Source organism: Acinetobacter sp. CIP A162 (assembly GCF_000367905.1).
In the GTDB taxonomy this organism is placed as follows: Bacteria; Pseudomonadota; Gammaproteobacteria; order Pseudomonadales; family Moraxellaceae; genus Acinetobacter; species Acinetobacter lwoffii.
Genome location: NZ_KB849159.1, coordinates 634,042 through 651,715 on the forward strand (window position 1 = coordinate 634,042; position 17,674 = coordinate 651,715).

General features: G+C 43.4%; 18 protein-coding genes. 16 read left to right on the forward strand and 2 right to left on the reverse strand.

Annotation, left to right across the window (positions count from 1 at the left end; all coding sequences use genetic code 11):
* Nucleotides 1-91 precede the first annotated feature (91 nt).
* The 13 genes from F995_RS09405 to F995_RS09465 all read left to right on the forward strand — a co-directional run bounded on the left by F995_RS09405 (nucleotide 92) and on the right by F995_RS09465 (nucleotide 13,042).
* Nucleotides 92-673, forward strand: coding sequence for a nitroreductase family protein (locus F995_RS09405; RefSeq protein WP_004646605.1), 582 nt, complete (start codon nucleotides 92-94; stop codon nucleotides 671-673).
* 33 nt (nucleotides 674-706) lie between these two features.
* Nucleotides 707-1,780 carry an NAD(P)H-dependent glycerol-3-phosphate dehydrogenase gene (locus tag F995_RS09410; RefSeq protein WP_004280094.1) on the forward strand — a complete coding sequence of 358 codons (1,074 nt, stop codon included), beginning with the start codon at nucleotides 707-709 and terminating at the stop codon, nucleotides 1,778-1,780.
* Between the two features lie 76 nt (nucleotides 1,781-1,856).
* Complete coding sequence (gene sixA, locus F995_RS09415) at nucleotides 1,857-2,312, forward strand: phosphohistidine phosphatase SixA (protein ID WP_004646606.1); 456 nt, start codon at nucleotides 1,857-1,859, stop codon at nucleotides 2,310-2,312.
* 30 nt (nucleotides 2,313-2,342) lie between these two features.
* The gene (gene gspL / locus F995_RS09420) at nucleotides 2,343-3,482 is read left to right on the forward strand and encodes a type II secretion system protein GspL (RefSeq protein ID WP_004646607.1); all 1,140 of its coding nucleotides are present in this window, start codon (nucleotides 2,343-2,345) and stop codon (nucleotides 3,480-3,482) included.
* Nucleotides 3,482-3,961: a type II secretion system protein GspM gene (gene gspM, locus F995_RS09425; RefSeq protein WP_004280088.1), complete on the forward strand. Its 480-nt coding sequence runs from the start codon at nucleotides 3,482-3,484 to the stop codon at nucleotides 3,959-3,961. The genes gspL and gspM overlap by 1 nt, the downstream gene beginning before the upstream one ends.
* A gap of 90 nt (nucleotides 3,962-4,051) precedes the next feature.
* Nucleotides 4,052-5,053: a quinone-dependent dihydroorotate dehydrogenase gene (locus F995_RS09430; protein ID WP_004646608.1), complete on the forward strand. Its 1,002-nt coding sequence runs from the start codon at nucleotides 4,052-4,054 to the stop codon at nucleotides 5,051-5,053.
* A gap of 5 nt (nucleotides 5,054-5,058) precedes the next feature.
* Nucleotides 5,059-5,640: a CvpA family protein gene (locus F995_RS09435; protein WP_004646609.1), complete on the forward strand. Its 582-nt coding sequence runs from the start codon at nucleotides 5,059-5,061 to the stop codon at nucleotides 5,638-5,640.
* A 24-nt stretch (nucleotides 5,641-5,664) separates the two neighbouring features.
* Nucleotides 5,665-7,200, forward strand: coding sequence for an amidophosphoribosyltransferase (purF, locus tag F995_RS09440; RefSeq protein ID WP_004646610.1), 1,536 nt, complete (start codon nucleotides 5,665-5,667; stop codon nucleotides 7,198-7,200).
* Between the two features lie 89 nt (nucleotides 7,201-7,289).
* The gene (locus F995_RS09445) at nucleotides 7,290-9,179 is read left to right on the forward strand and encodes a M48 family metalloprotease (RefSeq protein WP_004646611.1); all 1,890 of its coding nucleotides are present in this window, start codon (nucleotides 7,290-7,292) and stop codon (nucleotides 9,177-9,179) included.
* A gap of 204 nt (nucleotides 9,180-9,383) precedes the next feature.
* Nucleotides 9,384-10,028 (forward strand): hypothetical protein, encoded by a 645-nt coding sequence (locus F995_RS09450; RefSeq protein ID WP_004646613.1) that lies wholly within the window; start codon nucleotides 9,384-9,386, stop codon nucleotides 10,026-10,028.
* A 22-nt stretch (nucleotides 10,029-10,050) separates the two neighbouring features.
* A complete protein-coding gene (locus tag F995_RS09455) occupies nucleotides 10,051-11,016 on the forward strand; it encodes a 2-hydroxyacid dehydrogenase (RefSeq protein WP_004646614.1) in 966 nt (321 codons plus the stop codon).
* A gap of 116 nt (nucleotides 11,017-11,132) precedes the next feature.
* Nucleotides 11,133-12,575 carry a M48 family metalloprotease gene (locus tag F995_RS09460; RefSeq protein ID WP_004646615.1) on the forward strand — a complete coding sequence of 481 codons (1,443 nt, stop codon included), beginning with the start codon at nucleotides 11,133-11,135 and terminating at the stop codon, nucleotides 12,573-12,575.
* Between the two features lie 107 nt (nucleotides 12,576-12,682).
* Entirely contained in the window at nucleotides 12,683-13,042 is a 360-nt protein-coding gene (locus tag F995_RS09465) for a hypothetical protein (protein ID WP_004646616.1), read from the forward strand.
* A 69-nt stretch (nucleotides 13,043-13,111) separates the two neighbouring features.
* Here F995_RS09465 and F995_RS09470 read toward each other — a convergent pair whose 3' ends face one another.
* A complete protein-coding gene (locus F995_RS09470; protein WP_004280076.1) occupies nucleotides 13,112-13,558 on the reverse strand; it encodes a GatB/YqeY domain-containing protein in 447 nt (148 codons plus the stop codon).
* A gap of 33 nt (nucleotides 13,559-13,591) precedes the next feature.
* Nucleotides 13,592-13,807, reverse strand: a complete 216-nt coding sequence (gene rpsU, locus F995_RS09475) for a 30S ribosomal protein S21 (protein WP_001136722.1) — start codon at nucleotides 13,805-13,807, stop codon at nucleotides 13,592-13,594.
* Nucleotides 13,808-13,954: 147 nt separating this feature from the next.
* On the opposite strand from rpsU, the gene tsaD reads away from it, so the two are divergent.
* The 3 genes from tsaD to F995_RS09490 all read left to right on the forward strand — a co-directional run bounded on the left by tsaD (nucleotide 13,955) and on the right by F995_RS09490 (nucleotide 17,670).
* Complete coding sequence (gene tsaD, locus F995_RS09480) at nucleotides 13,955-14,971, forward strand: tRNA (adenosine(37)-N6)-threonylcarbamoyltransferase complex transferase subunit TsaD (RefSeq protein WP_004280030.1); 1,017 nt, start codon at nucleotides 13,955-13,957, stop codon at nucleotides 14,969-14,971.
* A gap of 204 nt (nucleotides 14,972-15,175) precedes the next feature.
* A complete protein-coding gene (locus F995_RS09485) occupies nucleotides 15,176-16,135 on the forward strand; it encodes a sensor domain-containing diguanylate cyclase (RefSeq protein WP_004646617.1) in 960 nt (319 codons plus the stop codon).
* 488 nt (nucleotides 16,136-16,623) lie between these two features.
* Nucleotides 16,624-17,670: a hypothetical protein gene (locus tag F995_RS09490; protein WP_004646619.1), complete on the forward strand. Its 1,047-nt coding sequence runs from the start codon at nucleotides 16,624-16,626 to the stop codon at nucleotides 17,668-17,670.
* Nucleotides 17,671-17,674: the final 4 nt, after the last annotated feature.

The following is a 17,674-nucleotide window of genomic DNA, read 5'->3' on the forward strand; positions in this document are numbered from 1 at the left end:
GAGCGTGCTGAATCGCTATGAAGTTTCTAGCGTATTTTTCTTTGAATATGCTAATCTTGAGTATAGTTTTTAAGTGTAGATATACAAGGCAATGACGGAATCTGCGATTGACATCGTTCATCAAAATATTCACCAACGACAATCGATTGGTCATCTGCTGGCACCGGCACCGAATGCAGAACAACTGGAAAAAGCCTTTCAGGCGGCATTAACTGCACCCGATCATCATCGGCTCAAGCCGACCACATTTGTGGTGGTTCCAGATAATCAGCGTGAAGCTTTTGGAGAGTTGCTGTCGCAGGCGCTCGTCGATTTGGGTGAAACTGAAACAGCGCAGATTGAGCGTGTTAAAAATCATCCATTTCGTGCGCCTTTATTGGTACTTGCCTTAACGCGTTTGCAGGATCATCCTAAAGTTCCTCATTTTGAGCAAATCCTTAGTTCAGGCGCAGCCATTCAAAATTTTCTGTTGTCACTTCAGGTTCAGGGTTTCTCGACCATGTGGCGCAGTGGGGCTGTAGTCGAGTCTGGTCTGTTTAAGCAGGCATTGGGAATTTCAAAAGATGATCTGGTTTCGGGGATTATTTATATTGGCACTGCAGCAAAAGCAATTCCAGCACGCGCAGAGGTTCGAACCAGTGATTTTGTAAGTTATTGGAACCAGAACAGCTAGTTGGCACGGTATAACAGGATATTAAAAAATAAGATGTCAGAATTAAATTTCTCAAAACTGGTAGAACCGGTTGCAGTTGATCATAAGACAGCTTTAAGAGTCACAGTATTGGGTGGGGGCAGTTTTGGTACTGCAATGGCCAATACTGCAGTGCGTAATGGTTGCAATACCATGATCTGGATTCGTGACGAAGCAGTTGCGGCAGATATTAATGCCACGCATATTAATAAACGCTATTTGCCAGATTTTAAGTTAGAAGAAAATCTGCTGGCGGTGTCAGACCTGGAACAGGCTGTGCGTGATCGAGATATTATTTTAGTCGCTATTCCGAGTCATTCTTTCCGGGATGTCTTGCAGCAAATCAAACCTTTTATCACGTCGCAAGCCGTGATCTCGCTGACCAAGGGTATTGAAGCCAAAACCTTTAGTTTCATGAGCGATATTATTCGCGAAGTGTTGCCTGAAGTGCCTTATGGTGTGTTATCAGGACCGAACTTGGCCAAGGAAATTGTGGCAGGACAGCCGGCAGGAACCGTGATTGCCAGCCAATCTGAGCTGGTGCGTTATGCGGTACAACAAGCCTTACATAGCGCCTTGTTCCGCGTATTCGCTAGTGATGATGTGCATGGCGTAGAGCTCGGGGGCGCATTAAAAAATATCTATGCTGTCGCGATGGGCATGGCTGCTGCGTATAACGTGGGTGAAAATACCAAGAGTATGATCCTGACCCGTGCTTTGGCCGAAATGAGCCGTTTTGCAGTAAAACTCGGTGCTAATCCGCTGACTTTCCTTGGGCTTTCAGGTGTGGGTGATTTGTTCGCTACCTGTAGCAGCCCTCTTAGCCGTAATTATCAGGTGGGTTATGCGCTTGGTAAAGGTAAAACCTTGGAGCAAGCAACGACTGAGTTGGGGCAAACGGCAGAAGGGATTAATACCATTGTACAGGTCAAGGCACGTTCGGAAGAGCTCGATGTGTATATGCCGATTACCTCGGCCTTGTATGATGTGATTTTTGAAGGTGCGCCGCCACTCAATATTGCATTGTCATTGATGAAAAACGGTCATCGCAGTGATGTTGAATTTGTCTTGCCACATCATCAAGTCTGATCTATAACACAGGGACTGTCTGCGAATTGTCATATTCGCTGCTTATCATGCAGGCAAAAGAATATAAGGAAATCAAATGCAACTGACTTTAGTTCGACATGGCGAGGCCGCACCACCGGTCAATGGTAATGACACCAAGCGACCTTTAACGGAGCGTGGTCATCAACAGGCTGAGCAAACTGCGCAGTTCTTAAAGGATCTGATTAAGCCTGAAGTCTTTGTGGTCAGTCCGTTATTGCGAGCGCAGGAAACTCTGGCACATTTGCAGCAGTATTTTAAAGATGTGCCGGTGGTGATCTGTAATACGATCAAACCGGATGATGATGCCAAAGTCGCAGTGGAATGGTTATCGCAACTGCCTTATGAGTCGATTGTAGTGGTGTGTCATATGAATGTGGTGGCCCATATGTCTTCCATTCTGCTGGCTGAATCTTTTCATCCCTATGCATTGGCAGAAGCACGCATTTATGATCAGGCGGTGATTGCCCAGGGCTTATCCACACAGATTAAAAGTTTTATTCCTACACTATAAAAAATTAATTAAAACGGCAGAACACAATCGATGTTGTATTTATGGATGCCTGAAGCCAATGGGGTTTGGCAATGGTCAACTGGGGAATTCTGGAACACTGCAGCCACACTTGAGCAGCTGATTCAGGATATACAGGCTCATCATGGCGAAGAGGCGGTGGTGTTTTTTCCGAGCCGTCATGTGCAAATTTTGCAGCAGACCTTGCCCAAGAGCCAATATAAGAAAATGGGCAATGATGGCATTAAATATTTGCTTGAAGAATACGTGGTGCTGCCGGTAGATGCTATGAAAGTGCTACATCATTTTCAGCAGCCGGATCAGATCAGCATTATGGGGGTTGCGAATTCTACGCTTGAGACCTTGCAACATGCTTTAAGCCTGATCCCAGTCAAGCTGGCAGCTTTGTTACCGGACTTTTTGGTGCTGCCTGTTCCTGATGCCAATCAGCGTGTGATTGCGCAAATCGGTGGACGTTTGCTGGTGCGCGAGTCGGAATATATCGGCCAGTCGCTGGATGATCTAAGCCTTTATCTGGATTATCAGCCCAAGGATCTCAGCTATAAGGTGAGCAATCTGAATCAGGAGCAGTTGCGTAGTCTTGAAGCACTGGTCACTCAGGAGCAACTGGAGTCTTTCCAATATGGAATTCCTGTACTAAAAAAACCGAAACAGCATCCGTTTAATGTCTTGCCTAAAGCAAAATCCAATGGCGCTATTTCCGGCTACTGGAAAGCCTGCGCGGCGGTTTTTCTGGGTATTTTAGTATTGCAGTTTAGTTATGATGCTGTGCGCTGGTATCAATATAAGAAAGTGGCGAATCAGACCGCCGCGCAAGCCATCGACCAGTTTAAATACTGGTTTGGACAAAATTATCCGGTCACTGAGCAGAATATCAAAAGTCAGTTTGAAGGGCAGTTGCGTCAAAGCCAGATTGCAGATACGCATGCATTGCAGCTGATTAGTCGGGTGGGGCCAGTCTTGATGCAAAATCAGATTGTGGCACAACGGGTGAATTATGATGCTTCTGTGTTAAGTATGGAGCTTAAAGCCAATTCATCAGAAACGTTAAATGCACTGACCACACAATTAAGCCAGCAAGGCTTTAAGGTGGAGCTGGGGAATATTCAGGCCAGCGGAACAGCTGCGATCGGACTGGTGAGGATTCAATAATGAAAGGCATTGAAGCGCTACAAAATCGTATGGATCAGTCTTTTGAAAAACTGAGTGATTATCTGGACAGCTTGTCGGTACGTGAACGGGTAATGGTGATTTTTACCACTGTTTTTGTGATTGTGGCGGCAGTCGGTTCTGCACTCTGGTATATGCATCAGGCGGCAGATACCCAGCAAAAACGCTTAAATCAGCTGAAAGATACCATTGTTTGGATGCAAAGTAATGCAGTAACCATGAAACCGGCTGGGGACACCCAACTGGATGCAGCGGAGAAAGTACAGCGAGTCGCACAGCAGCAAGGATTGTCGGTGGCTTCCCAGCAAATGGAAGGAAAAATTCAATTGGCGGTCATGCATGAAAATTATGCAGTACTGGCAAATTTCCTGACTCAGCTGGCACAAATGGGGCTAAGTATCGAGAAAATGGAACTAAATAATGAGGCGGGACAGATTAAATTAACGGCGACCATACAATAAACGGTAAAAATAAAGATTTGCAAAGCATGGTTTTTAAGTCAGCCTATGCCTATAATATGCCGACTTAAAAAGCAGTAGACTTTTCTGGATATGTTGTATTCTCTAGCCCGCCCTTTGTTGTTTTCTTTAGCACCAGAGCGTGCACATGAGCTGACATTATCACTATTGAAATCATCCCATAAAATGGGCTTGATGCGTCAAAACGTTGCTGCGAAACCTGTGACCTGTATGGGAATCGAATTTCCCAATCCGGTAGGTCTTGCGGCAGGTTTGGACAAAAATGGTGCCTATATTGACGCCCTTGCCGGTCAAGGTTTTGGTTTTATTGAAATTGGTACCATTACCCCGCGACCGCAAGCCGGCAATCCTCATCCGCGTTTATTCCGTTTACCACAGGCCAAAGCCATTATTAACCGTATGGGCTTTAATAATGATGGCGTGGATCAGCTGGTTGAAAATGTCAAAGCTGCCAAATTTAAAGGCATTCTCGGTATTAATATCGGTAAAAACGCTGATACTCCGGTAGAAAAAGCAGTAGATGATTACCTCATCTGTTTAGAAAAAGTCTATAATTATGCTTCTTATATTACCGTCAATATTTCTTCTCCCAATACCAAAAACCTGCGCAGCCTGCAAAGTGGTGATGCACTCACCGAACTGCTGGAAACATTGAAGAAGCGTCAGCTTGAATTGGCTCAGGAATACCAGCATTATGTACCTTTGGTACTGAAAGTGGCGCCTGATCTGGATAACAGCGATATTGCCTTTATTGCCAAACAGTTATTGCAATTCAAGATCGATGGTCTGATCGTGACCAATACCACACTGTCACGTGAAGGGGTAGAGGGTCTGGAGCATGCAGAGGAAGCGGGCGGTTTGTCTGGCGCGCCAGTATTTGAGAAAAGTACCGCATGTCTGGCTGCATTTGCTGCGGTATTAAAAGGACAAATTCCATTGATTGGTGTGGGTGGTATTCTTTCAGGTGCAGATGCTGTTGCCAAGAAACAGGCAGGCGCCAGCCTTGTACAGGTTTATAGTGGCCTCATCTATACTGGACCTAAACTTGTAAAAGATTGTGTAGACGCACTTTAAATCCTATGAATGTCATTGATATCTTTCTACTGATTATCTTGCTCATTGGAGGGCTCAACGGTTTGCGTCAAGGATTTATTAAAGCCTTTGCGAACTTAGTGGGATGGATCTTTGCCCTGATTGTTGCGGCAAAATATTCAACGCTACTTGCGCCGTCTATGGTTGCTCTGAGTACAGATCCAGTTGTACAAAAGATTGCGGCCTTCGCCTTTATCGTCCTGCTGATTGTAGTTCTGACCTGGATCGTTACTGCACTGTTGAACCGTATTTTAAAGAGTCTTAAACTGGGTCCTCTCAACCGTCTGGCTGGTGGTGTCTTTGGTAGCCTGAAAGGTTTGCTGATTGTTCTGATTACCATGCAGGGGATTGGTCCGTGGGTAGAAAGCTCGCCGCACTGGAAACAGTCCAAGTTTATTCAAGCCTTATTGCCTTATGCGCCTTGGGCGACTCAAATGTCGAAAGAAGCCGCGAATGGCGCACTACAACATATCAAGCCTGAAGGGGCATCGAAACCTTCAGCTTCATCATCTGAAACATCGTCCAAGTCTGGAGTTGCAGATGAGTCTACAAATAATCCTTTTTATTAATCCTAGCTTGTCTGCGAGGTTGCTATGTGTGGAGTAGTTGGTATAGCTGGTAAATCACCCGTTAACCAAATGTTGTTTGATGCATTAACGATGTTACAACATCGTGGACAAGATGCAGCTGGGATCGTGACATGTGATGAAGGACGTTTATTCCTGCGCAAAGACAATGGTATGGTGCGTGATGTATTCCATACCCGTCATATGCGTGCTTTGAAAGGAAATTACGGTATTGGTCATGTGCGTTATCCAACAGCCGGTTCATCGAGCAGTGCTGAAGCACAGCCGTTTTATGTGAACTCGCCGTACGGGATTACCTTGGCACATAATGGTAACCTGACCAATGCTGAAGAAATTCATGATGACCTGTTCAAAACTGACTTGCGTCATATGAACACTGATTCTGATTCAGAAGTCCTGTTAAACGTGTTTGCGCATGAACTGCAAAAACATGGCAAACTGGTGCCAACGTCGGAAGATATTTTCCATGCGGTAACACGTGTGCATGAGCGTTGCAAAGGTGCTTATGGCGTGGTGGCGATGATTACCGGTCAGGGTCTGGTGGGCTTCCGTGATCCAAATGGTATTCGTCCATTGATCTACGGTTCACGTGAAACTGAACAGGGTATGGAATATATTATTGCTTCTGAATCTGTTGCGATTACTGCGCTGGGCTTTAAAGTTGAGCGTGATATTCTGCCAGGTGAAGCGGTATTTATTGATTTAGAAGGTAATTTCTTTACCAAGCAATGTGCCGTAAATGCCGAATATCGTCCTTGTATTTTTGAATACGTTTATTTTGCCCGTCCAGATGCCATTATTGATGGAATCTCGGTGTATAAAGCACGTTTAAAAATGGGTGAGAAACTGGCGCAAAAAATTCTGCGTGAGTGGGGTGAAGAGCATGATATTGATGTGGTGATTCCGATTCCGGATACTTCACGTACTTCAGCGCTAGAACTTGCCAATATGCTGGGTGTGAAATTCCGTGAAGGTTTCATGAAAAACCGCTATATCGGCCGTACCTTTATTATGCCGGGACAGCAGCTGCGTAAAAAATCGGTACGTCAGAAACTCAACCCGGTTGAGCTTGAGTTTAAAGGTAAAAACGTACTGTTGGTGGATGACTCGATTGTCCGTGGTACGACCTGTAATGAAATTATCCAGATGGCTCGTGATTCTGGCGCGAAAAAAGTATTCTTTGCGTCTGCAGCACCGATGGTGAAATATCCAAACGTTTACGGTATTGATATGCCGGCGAAATCTGAGCTGATTGCATCGGGACGTAGCGTAGAAGAAATCCGTGAAATTATTGGTGCTGACCGTCTGATTTTCCAGGATCTGGAAGATTTGAAAGATGCGGTAAGAACCACCAAAGTACCGGATGTCAAAGACTTTGATTGTTCAGTCTTTGATGGCATCTATGTTTCGGGCGGTATTGATGCGCAATATCTGGATGATCTTCAGCAAAAACGTAGTGACAGTGCCATGAAAGAAAGCAATTATATTGATGTCAATATTGATGCAGCTTCAGTGGATTTGACTGGCGTACGCGAAGTCTAAGTAGTTAAAATCATCATGAAAAAGCGGGAATTTCCCGCTTTTTTGTTTTATGATGAGCCCATTGAAAATCATCATTTTAGGATTCTGCATTGCGAAACGTAGGATACGATTTTATAAAAAACAAAAATATAGTACTGCCTGTAAGTTTTTGCCTGATTGCAATTCTGTTGACTATTTTTATTATTAATACCGTTGTTGGTCTCTTTGTTTTTTATACTGATCCTAGCCAGTCAATCTTCTGGCATGCGCTGAGTCCTTACCTGATTGCTTTGTTGTTATGTGCCATGATGATCTCGGTCATCTACGAGTTTTATATTTTTCGGAATGGTGGTTATTCACTGGCGAAGCAGTTGGGTGCGCGTCGGTTGAGTCCGATGGACAGTATTCCAGAAGAAAGTGCTGCACTGCACATTAACCAGCAACTGGCAGAGACTTTTCTGATTGAAGTTCCGGCGGTGTATGTGCTGCCCGATGAAGTTGGTGTTAATGCACTGACGGCGGGATTTAGTCCGCGGGATACCGCGATTATTCTGACTTGGGGTGCGATACAAACACTCGATAAAGTCGAGCTGTATGGCTTACTCAGCCATGAATTCAATAAAATCCTCTCTGGTGAGGCTGCGGAAAATACCCGTTTGAAAATTCTGTATAGCAGTTTAACTACGTTTAGTCAGTGTGGCAGTAAGATTGCCAAGTCTGGTTTTTATCGAGCGGGTAGTCCGCGTGAAAACAAGTTCGAAACCTTCTATGTGGCAGTTGGTGCGGTGATCTGGCTGATTGGTAGTTTGGGCGTTTTGATTTCCCGTTTTATTAAATATATTTCGTTGGGTGGTCGAACCTATAAAAATGATCAGAAAACTCGTCGCCTGATTCAAAATGATGCCAATATCCAGACTTTACTCAGAATCCATGTGCATCATTCCGGATCCCAGATTTATAGTGAATATGCTGAATCCATTTCACATATGTGCTTTGCCAATTCTTTGAGCCCGCAAAACTGGCTGAATATTCATCCCAATATCAATCAGCGGATTTATGAATTAAATCCTGCCTTGATTCAGGACTTACAGCTTGAGAATCTGAAAAAACTCAAAAATCAGCCTTTGTTTAGTTTGTTCCGTTCTTTGGAAGAAGTGGTGCCTGAAACTGCAATGAGCTGGAGTTCGCCACAGCCTTTGCCATTATTACGGCTGTCTCCGATCAGTTTTGCGATTAAAGATGCGATCAAGCCGCTGAATCCGGAACTTCGGCTCAAGATGCCACGTCCGGAACTGATTGAGCGTGCATTACAAACGGCAACCGGCTCTCGTGAAGTGATGGTCGCCATTTTAATGATTCGTCAATATCGTGAATTTATTCCGACTGAGGCTGAAGTTAGTCGTGCAATTGTAGATTCATTGCTCAATCTCGATGGGCGTGTGCATATTTCGATTTTCCAGCAAGCCTGCAAGAATATCGGCGGCATGCCGACAACTGTCGCACGGCAGTTTTTGATGAAGCTGGCACGGATTATTCAGGAAGATGGCGAAATTGGCCTGCTGGATGCGTTATTACTGGAATGTGTGAAATATGAGTTAAATCTGCTTCCTGCACATACTCCTACAGCACTCGAAGAAGTCAAGCCACAGATTGTGCGTTTGATTGACGCCTTGCTGCATGTACAGCAGATTAATAGCGGCAACCAGCTTGAGGTGCGGGAGCGGATTTTAAACCGGATTCTGACCGCTCAGGAACTGGACTTATACAATGAAATTTCTGATGAGCCGATTGATCTTGCAGAAATTCTGAATGATATTGCGGGGCTGTTATTACGTGATCGTCTCAGTATTTTAGGTATTGCAGAAGCCTGTTTGTGGAGTGATCGTATCGTGACACAGGATGAGTTGGACGTGATGGAGCTGTTGTATTGGCGCTTGGGTTTTGAGGCAGAACAGGTCGTTCAGCAAATGTTAAAGAAGAACAGTTTAACCATTCTGTAGAAAATAAATGACAACGCGCAGCTTTAGCCGGAATCTGTTATAACAGCAGAAATGGTTTGATGGTGTATTAAAAGCACGGTTTTTAGCAGACAGCTAAACTTTGTACTAGAATCCATCAGGATAAAAAAGAAAAGCTGAAAAAGTTCGGCAAAGCACAGGCAATCCGGCTAAAATGTTCAGCCTGAAATTGGTGATGATGAAAAGATGATTGGGCATCAGCGTGACATACTGGCAACATTAGGAATCGATCTCTGGATTCCTAGGGACAGCGCATGTCAGCCGCACCAGGTTTCGATCTGGCGTGATCAGGCTGCACCTGAATTTCACACCGATATCGTCTTACCACAGCCTGCTTCCGTAGAGGCGTTGGCTGATCTACCGATTCCTGAGCCAGAGCCAATTGTTACGCTTAAGGTTGATACACCAGCTGCGGCACCGACTCACATTGCAACTGTTCAGGAAGAGCGTGAAATCGTACAAATCCCGCCATTCAGTTTGCAGGCTTTAAGTCTGGCACATTGCAGTATCGTGATTGATGCAACTGCAATGACCGAAGACACCCAGAATTTATGGGGCAATATCCAGCGTGCAGTCCCAGGTGAGTTTCATGAGCTGAACTGGCCATTTCCCTGGGCCAATGTTCAGGATGGACGTGGTGTAGAATCCTATATTCAGGGTTTTCTGGATGGAATGAGTGCAGAGAAAAATATTATTTTCCTCGGGCCTGTAGCGCATATATCAAATACGAAAATGATCCAGTTGGCATCTTTACAAGAAATGCTGGATCAGCCGATTCTAAAAAAACGTTTATGGCAGTTTATGCAAAATAGGACTGCCAGTCTGGAATAATCTTGCTGTGGAATAAAAATAGATGAAACAAAAAGTGGTTGTATTTAGTCAAATTGATACTGATATTCAAAACAAGCTGGAACAAAATTATCAGGTTAGTTATATACAACCGAAGCTAGGCGATGTGAATCAACAGCTTTTGCAGCAGGTTCAGGATGCTGATGGCATGATTGGCGCAGGGCGCTTGTTGAATCGCGATAATCTGGCCAGTGCCACCCGGTTAAAAATTATCTCCAGTGTCAGTGTCGGTTATGACAACTATGAACTGGATTATTTAAATGAAAAGAAAATTTATCTCAGTCATACGCCGCATGTACTGACTGAAACCACTGCTGACCTGGCTTTCACTTTACTGATGTCAGCAGCACGCAAAGTGGCTTACCTGGATCAATGGACCAAGCAGGGACAATGGCAGCGTACCGTGGGCGAAGCACAATTTGGTATGGATATTTTTGGAAAAACCCTCGGAATTATTGGTCTCGGTCATATTGGGGCGGCAATCGCACGTCGTGGTTTTTACGGTTTTAATATGAATATTCTGTATCATAATCGCCGGGAAAAACCAGAACTCGCTCAAGGGGTGAATGCGCAATATTGCCAGCTTGATGAACTGTTACAGCGTTCTGACTTTGTGGTTGTTGCAGTAGATTTGAATGCGGATTCCAAGGCGCTGATTGCAGCAGCAGAATTGGCGAAAATGCAACCTCATGCGGTATTGGTCAATATTTCACGTGGTTCGGTCATTGATGAGCAGGCATTAATTGAAGCTTTAAAAACCAAGCAGATTTTTGCTGCCGGTCTGGATGTATATCAGAAAGAGCCGTTAAAAGAATCGGAATTATTCCAGTTGGATAATGTGGTTACATTGCCACATGTGGGTTCGGCCACTGCAGCCACCCGTAAAAAAATGGCAGAACTGGCTTATCAGAATCTTGTTGATGCCTTGGAAGGACGAGTGCCCCGTTATGTGGTCAATCCGGAATTTTAAAATGCATCTGATTCGTCGTTTAAATGGTATTAAAAAATAACATTTTCTTGCGTCTCTGCTCATTGTTCAATGCTATATTCAAGATAAATTAGATCGGCAGGATTAGAGATTTTTCATTGAAACGATTGGCGCTGGCGTGTGGCTTAAGTCTGTATATGGTAGCAGGGCACGGCTCTAACCATGATTTTAATCAAGTAAATGTACAATTTTCTGTGCCTGATATTGGTACAGGCGTCGGCTTACTCGATCAACAAAAAGAAAAAATGATCGGTGAAAAAGTCTATCGTGAAGTGCATAAACAAATGCCGGTCCTGCAAAATCCATGGCTTGAAGATCAGCTGCTTTCAGTATTTTCTCATATCCTGAGTCAGACTCAATTGCAACAGCCGATCGGTTTGCTGGTTATTAATGACCCGCAAATTAATGCCTTTGCTGTACCAGGTGGTCTTTTTGCACTTAATGCTGGTCTGATTAATTCAGCCCGAAACATGGATGAAGTGGCAGGAGTGATGGCACATGAAATTGCACATGTCACACAACGTCATTACAGTCGCTCTCAGGATGCCTTTAAAGGGCAAGGTTTACTGGCGCTAGCTGGAATTCTCGTCGGTGCTTTGGTCGCTTCTCAGGCAGATGGTGATGTCGGCACAGCGGTCATGATGGGTTCACAGGCAGCACTTCTGGATAAACAGCTCACTTATAGTCGTAATCAGGAACGTGAGGCAGACCGGATTGGTATGCAATATATGTATCGTTCCGGCTATAACCCGCATAGTATGGCAGATTTCTTTGAGGTCATGCATCGCTCGACCAGCCGCTTAAGCTTTCTGCCGGATTTCTGGTTCACTCATCCACTCACCACCGAGCGTATGAGTGAAGCACGTTTACGTGCCAACCAGCTTCCTGCGGTGAAACGCAGTCTCAATGACCAAGACTTTGACATTATCAAGTGGTATAGCAGGGTATTGTCTGGTCAGACCAATGCAGAGCAGCTTATCCTGATGGACCAGCAAAATAATTTTGCAGGCCAGCTTGCCTTAACTGCCTATCGAATACAGCAAAGTGATTTCCAGGCCGCGCAGGCCACTTTAGATCGAGCAAAAAAGCATAACCAGATGCATCCTTTACAGGTTTTATTCCAGACTGATATTTATTTAGCTCAGAACCAGCTTGATGCAGCTTTGGAAAGTGTAGCGTCAGCAGCGCGGATCATGCCGGAAAATCGAGCGCTCAATTATAAATATGCAGAAGTGCTGATTCGCGCCAAGCAACCCGATAAAGCAAAAGTTTTAGTGCAGCGATTTCTAAATGCCAATTCACGGGATGTCAGTGGCTGGCGACTAATGCAACTGGCTGCCAATGCAGAGCCAGATTCGCCGATTAAGGCTGCTAATGTGCTGCGCTATCGTGCAGAAGTAGAATATTGGTCAGGATATGAAGAAACTGCCATCAAATCATTATTACATGCCCAGCGTAGCGTAAAGAATAATCAATCTTTATCGTCCACCATTCGCCAGCGTCTGAAACAGATGCAGCAGGCACATCAATACAAGATTTAAGGTTGCACTGGGTTTTAAGTTTTTGTATCAGGATGATATAGCAAGAATATATTCAATCAGGCTACAATATTTTTGAAAGATCAGCGTGAATCAAACTGAAGCATAATATGAAAAAAATACTATTGGGCGTGTGTCTACTGGGATGGAGTTATGGGGTTTTTGCTGCGAGTGCAGTTGAATATGTAGAAGCAATAGAACGAATTAATGCGGATTATAAAAAGGAATCGCGTCAGTTTTTAAGTGGTTTAAATCCGCAGCAACAGGGATTTAGTCCTGAGCAGAATGCAAAATTTTGTGGAATTGTAGGACGTTATGTTGATCGTTTATATCAGGCCGCTGACCAGAATCGTCCTTATCTGGATCGTCAGTTTCAAAATATGAGTAAACAGGATGTAATTGTAGAAGTGAAATCGTCGAAAGAGATGCAATTACTTAAGCGTTATCAGGTCGATTGTAATTTGCAATAAGAATACGTCAGGAACTGTCTTTGATTAAAGGCAGTTCAACGTTAAAGAGGAAATGCTAGAAAGTAGGGATTAAGCAAGTTGCGCTTTGATTTTGGCGGAAACTTGTGCAGGATCGGCGCGCCCGGCTATGAGCGGACGCAGAGAATTCATCACCTTACCCATATCTTTCATGCTAGTAGCTTGTTGCGCTGCAATAGCTTGCGCAATCATGGAATCAAGTTCTTCCTCAGTCATAGCTTCTGGTAGAAACTGAGACAAAATCTCAATTTCGGCTTGTTCCTTACTAGCTAAATCATCTCGGCCAGCGCCTGCAAAGGCTTTAACCGATTCTTTACGTTGTTTAATTTGTTTTTCAATGACCGCAAGAACCTGAGCGTCGTCAAGTTCTTTGCGCTCATCGACTTCGATTTGCTTAATTGCTGCCTGTAGACTACGAATGACCGTCAGCTTGGACATTTCTTTGGCACGCATTGTTGCTTTCAAAACATCCGTGATTTGGTCTTTTAAAGTCGTCATTATTTATTCCAGGCAATCAATCACAAATTAATCTTAGTAAAGGCGAGTTGTACGTACTGATTCACGCGCCAATTTCTTTTGGTAGCGTTTAACAGCAGCAGCTTTTTTGCGCTTACGTTCTTGAGTTGGTTTCTCGTAGAATTCACGCTTACGTACGTCAGCAAGAACACCCGCTTTTTCGCATGAACGTTTGAAACGACGGATAGCTACGTCTACTGGTTCGCCTTCTTTCAATTTAACTTGTGGCATGAAGAATCCTCATATCAGTTAGGGTAAGATCTCGGGCTGAATTGCCCTCAATCACAAGTGAAGGTCAGTATTTTACTCATTTACATCTCATACCACAAGTCTATAATAGTTGCTGCAATAGAATTGATACAGGTTATAGGCAGTTTAATGATCGTTTTAGGCTTGGAAACGTCGTGTGATGAAACAGGACTTGCGCTGTATGACAGCGAGTTGGGTTTGCGCGGACAGGTGCTTTATAGCCAGATTAAACTGCATGCAGAATATGGCGGTGTAGTTCCAGAGCTGGCGTCACGTGATCATGTGCGTAAACTGATTCCACTCATCAATGAGCTGCTTGAACAGAGCGGCGTGAAAAAATCAGAAATTGATGCAGTCGCATATACCCGTGGCCCGGGTCTGATGGGCGCACTCATGACCGGTGCATTGTTTGGTCGTACTTTGGCCTTTGCGCTGAATAAACCCGCAATTGGTGTGCATCATATGGAAGGTCATATGCTGGCACCTTTATTGTCAGAAACTCCGCCTGAGTTTCCATTTGTTGCATTATTGGTATCGGGTGGACATTCTCAGCTCATGGCTGCTTATGGCATTGGCCAGTATGAACTCTTGGGTGAATCCATTGATGATGCGGCAGGCGAAGCATTTGATAAAGTCGCGAAGATGATGGGTCTGCCGTATCCAGGTGGTCCAAATATCTCCAAACTGGCGGAGCAGGGTGACCCGAATGCCTTTGCATTCCCGCGTCCAATGCTGCATCAAGGCCTAGAATTTTCATTCAGTGGTTTAAAAACAGCTGTTTCTGTACAGATGAAAAAACTTGGTGATGAAAATCGTGATGCCGATATCGCTGCCAGTTTTCAGGAAGCCATTGTTGATACTTTGGTGAAAAAGTCGGTAAAAGCACTGAAGCAAACTGGGCTTAAACGTCTGGTGATTGCGGGCGGTGTTAGTGCCAACAAGCGTTTACGTGAGCGTTTAGAAGCAGATTTAGCCAAGATTCGTGCATCTGTTTATTATGCTGAACCTGCACTCTGTACAGACAATGGTGCCATGATTGCTTTTGCGGGCTATCAGCGTCTCAAAGCAGGACAGCATGATGGCTTGGCTGTGACGACAACTCCACGTTGGCCAATGACGGAACTGACTAATCCGACTGAGGCATAGATTTCAGGCTTGAAGAAAAGAGGCTTAGGCCTCTTTTTTATTGTGAATTTTTAAATGAAAACTTATAGCAACGGTATGTTGTAAATATATAGTTTTATAGCTGTATTTAGAACTCTTATATTCTATTGAAACTGGAAAAATAGTTTAATAGCTTAAGTTGATATCATGCATATTTTTACAGGTTTGCAGCAGAGGCAATCTCGAATGGAAAATATAAATTTCAAAAGTTTTCAGGATGCTGGAGAGGCAGTATTAAAGTTTCTGCATCAGCATTTTGGCTTTAATTTATGGATGATCACCCGGGTAGAAGGCCAAGACTGGATTGTGCTGCAAAGTGAAGATCATGGTTATGATATACGACCCGGTCAAGTGTTTCAGTGGGCTGATTCTTTTTGTTCTCATATGGTCGCAGGTAAGGCCCCGAGAATTGCCCCCCGCTCTGAAGAAATTCCTTTATACGCCACAGCGCCGATTAATCAGCAGGTCTGTATAAAATCTTATATTGGTCAGCCACTCCTTAAAGAAGATGGCAGTTTGTTTGGAACGCTCTGTGCGATTGATCCAGAAACCAAATCAGAAGCTATTGTGCAAGATATACAACTGGTCGAGTTGTTGGGACAATTACTCAGTTCGATCTTGCAGGCAGAATTACGTCAGAGTGAGCAGATGAGACAGCATGAATTATTGCAGGAAGAAGCCAGTAAAGATGAATTGACCGGGCTATATAATCGTCGCGCTTGGGAAAAACTGCTGCGAGCAGAAGAAGAGCGTTGCAAGCAATATGGTCATCCCGCCGCTGTATTATTTATTGACCTGAATGACCTAAAAAAAGTGAATGATAATTTAGGTCATGATGAAGGTGACAAACTGATTCAAAATGCAGCGCAAATATTACGAGATAATGTACGGATCAATGATATTGTTGCTCGTTTGGGTGGTGATGAGTTTGTGATTCTTAGCGTGGAAAATGATGAAACGGGTACTGAAAGTTTAGTGGATCGTTTAATTAATGCCTTTGCAGCAGCAAACATTGGCGCAGCGATTGGTATGGCGATGCGTCATCCTGGTCATGGTTTATTTGCAGCGCTCGCACAAGCGGATCAGAACATGTTTGAATATAAGCGTCGGAAAAAATTCAGTGAATCCGTGACCAATCTAAAATAATCGACGCTTTAAATCTTCTGTAAATAATTAAGTATTTCATATCATGAAAATGATCATTTTATATGCTCTAAAGTCATCCTATCTTTCAATATTCTCTTTCATGGCTCTGTATAAAAGTTGAACATGATTCTCCATAAAAAGAAAATTCAATCCATCTTTAACTTAACAATTACAAATTTTATAAGCTTTGTTGCAAAGTAAATTGATTTAATTAAATGCGCTTTAATTGTATTGAAAAGTGACACTGGTAAGGAACAAGATTCACATAAGCACTTCATTTCTTATGATAATTGTTGTTTGAAATATACATTAAAATTACAGAACCAAAAATTTCTTTGTTTAAAGATAAAGCGATATCGAAGGATAAAGCTGGCTGCCAAGAAAAAATATCACCGGCAGAAATAGCATTTGAGCTGTTCAGTTTCGAGAAGGCCAATCTTTAGTGATCACCAAATAAAAATGCAAAGAAATTTTAGGGAATAAATTTTATGAAAAAGCAGATTTCTATCTTTGGACTTGCTCTTGTTTCGGGTTTAATGAGTGCCTGTGGCGGTGGTGGGGGAAGTAGCTCAGACAGTCCTACTGTCACTACACCTCCAAATGTTCCTACGGAAAGTATTTCCCCTGAGCTTTCAGAGGAGTTTGTCCCGTTTGAAGATCAGGATATTGTAAAGAAAATTCGCGATAAAATTTCCGGAAATACCAGTAATGATACCGACTATAATGTTGCTCTAGGTCACATGATTGGAGAAGTATTCGCAGATTATCCTTATGGGCGTACTGCACGTATTATCAAAATTTATAATTTGGGCATCAATAGTATTAAATATCCAAATCTGATCTGTTCGGAAGTCAATACCACTGGTTCGGTCAAAACCCTGAAATTAAAAATAGATAAAGATAACTGTATTATTCTGGATAAAATTTACCGTAAAGGCTCAAACATTACTCAGACGGTGAATGGTGACACGACGACTTTAAGCTTTAGCAATGTCCGTTATGGTTCAAATGTAGATTTTAATCTCAAGGACGACTACCTGATTTCTGGCACAATTGTGCATCGTAAAACCAAAAATAACATGGGGCAATCCGAATCTTATCAAATCGATCAGTTGGAATTCCAGCGTATCGCCGAGACCGGTCAGGCAGGTACTTCTGGAATCGCATTTGATACAAAGAGCAAAGAATATCTGCAGGTGCGTAATTATAATTACAGCTTGGTTGATGATTATGGCAGTGGCAGTAATGGGATTCGTACCTTAACCAGTCGTGGTACGATTATCGGTCAGCCTGATCTGGCAGATTATCGTTACAGTTTTGATTTTAATACCACGACACCATTTAAAATGGATGAAACCGTATTAAATAACTATAAGCATTTGCCAAAAGAGGGCGTGCTTAGAATTAAGGACAGCGATGATCAGGTGATTGAAGTCAAACAGAACCAGCCTGAATCATTGAAGGCTACTGTTTATTTCAATGGCAGTGAAATTGATGACCTGCTATGGTCTACCATTATCGGTGATAAACAATAATTCG

Bases quoted from the DNA above. Each gene is read 5' to 3' on its own strand.
- rpsU (WP_001136722.1), bottom strand. From the start codon at position 13,807: ATGCCACAAGTTAAATTGAAAGAAGGCGAACCAGTAGACGTAGCTATC.
- sixA (WP_004646606.1), top strand. From the start codon at position 1,857: ATGCAACTGACTTTAGTTCGACATGGCGAGGCCGCACCACCGGTCAAT.
- F995_RS09470 (WP_004280076.1), bottom strand. From the start codon at position 13,558: ATGACGACTTTAAAAGACCAAATCACGGATGTTTTGAAAGCAACAATG.
- tsaD (WP_004280030.1), top strand. From the start codon at position 13,955: ATGATCGTTTTAGGCTTGGAAACGTCGTGTGATGAAACAGGACTTGCG.
- F995_RS09435 (WP_004646609.1), top strand. From the start codon at position 5,059: ATGAATGTCATTGATATCTTTCTACTGATTATCTTGCTCATTGGAGGG.
- F995_RS09455 (WP_004646614.1), top strand. From the start codon at position 10,051: ATGAAACAAAAAGTGGTTGTATTTAGTCAAATTGATACTGATATTCAA.
- F995_RS09465 (WP_004646616.1), top strand. From the start codon at position 12,683: ATGAAAAAAATACTATTGGGCGTGTGTCTACTGGGATGGAGTTATGGG.
- F995_RS09410 (WP_004280094.1), top strand. From the start codon at position 707: ATGTCAGAATTAAATTTCTCAAAACTGGTAGAACCGGTTGCAGTTGAT.
- purF (WP_004646610.1), top strand. From the start codon at position 5,665: ATGTGTGGAGTAGTTGGTATAGCTGGTAAATCACCCGTTAACCAAATG.
- gspL (WP_004646607.1), top strand. From the start codon at position 2,343: ATGTTGTATTTATGGATGCCTGAAGCCAATGGGGTTTGGCAATGGTCA.
- F995_RS09450 (WP_004646613.1), top strand. From the start codon at position 9,384: ATGATTGGGCATCAGCGTGACATACTGGCAACATTAGGAATCGATCTC.
- F995_RS09490 (WP_004646619.1), top strand. From the start codon at position 16,624: ATGAAAAAGCAGATTTCTATCTTTGGACTTGCTCTTGTTTCGGGTTTA.
- F995_RS09405 (WP_004646605.1), top strand. From the start codon at position 92: ATGACGGAATCTGCGATTGACATCGTTCATCAAAATATTCACCAACGA.
- gspM (WP_004280088.1), top strand. From the start codon at position 3,482: ATGAAAGGCATTGAAGCGCTACAAAATCGTATGGATCAGTCTTTTGAA.
- F995_RS09485 (WP_004646617.1), top strand. From the start codon at position 15,176: ATGGAAAATATAAATTTCAAAAGTTTTCAGGATGCTGGAGAGGCAGTA.
- F995_RS09430 (WP_004646608.1), top strand. From the start codon at position 4,052: ATGTTGTATTCTCTAGCCCGCCCTTTGTTGTTTTCTTTAGCACCAGAG.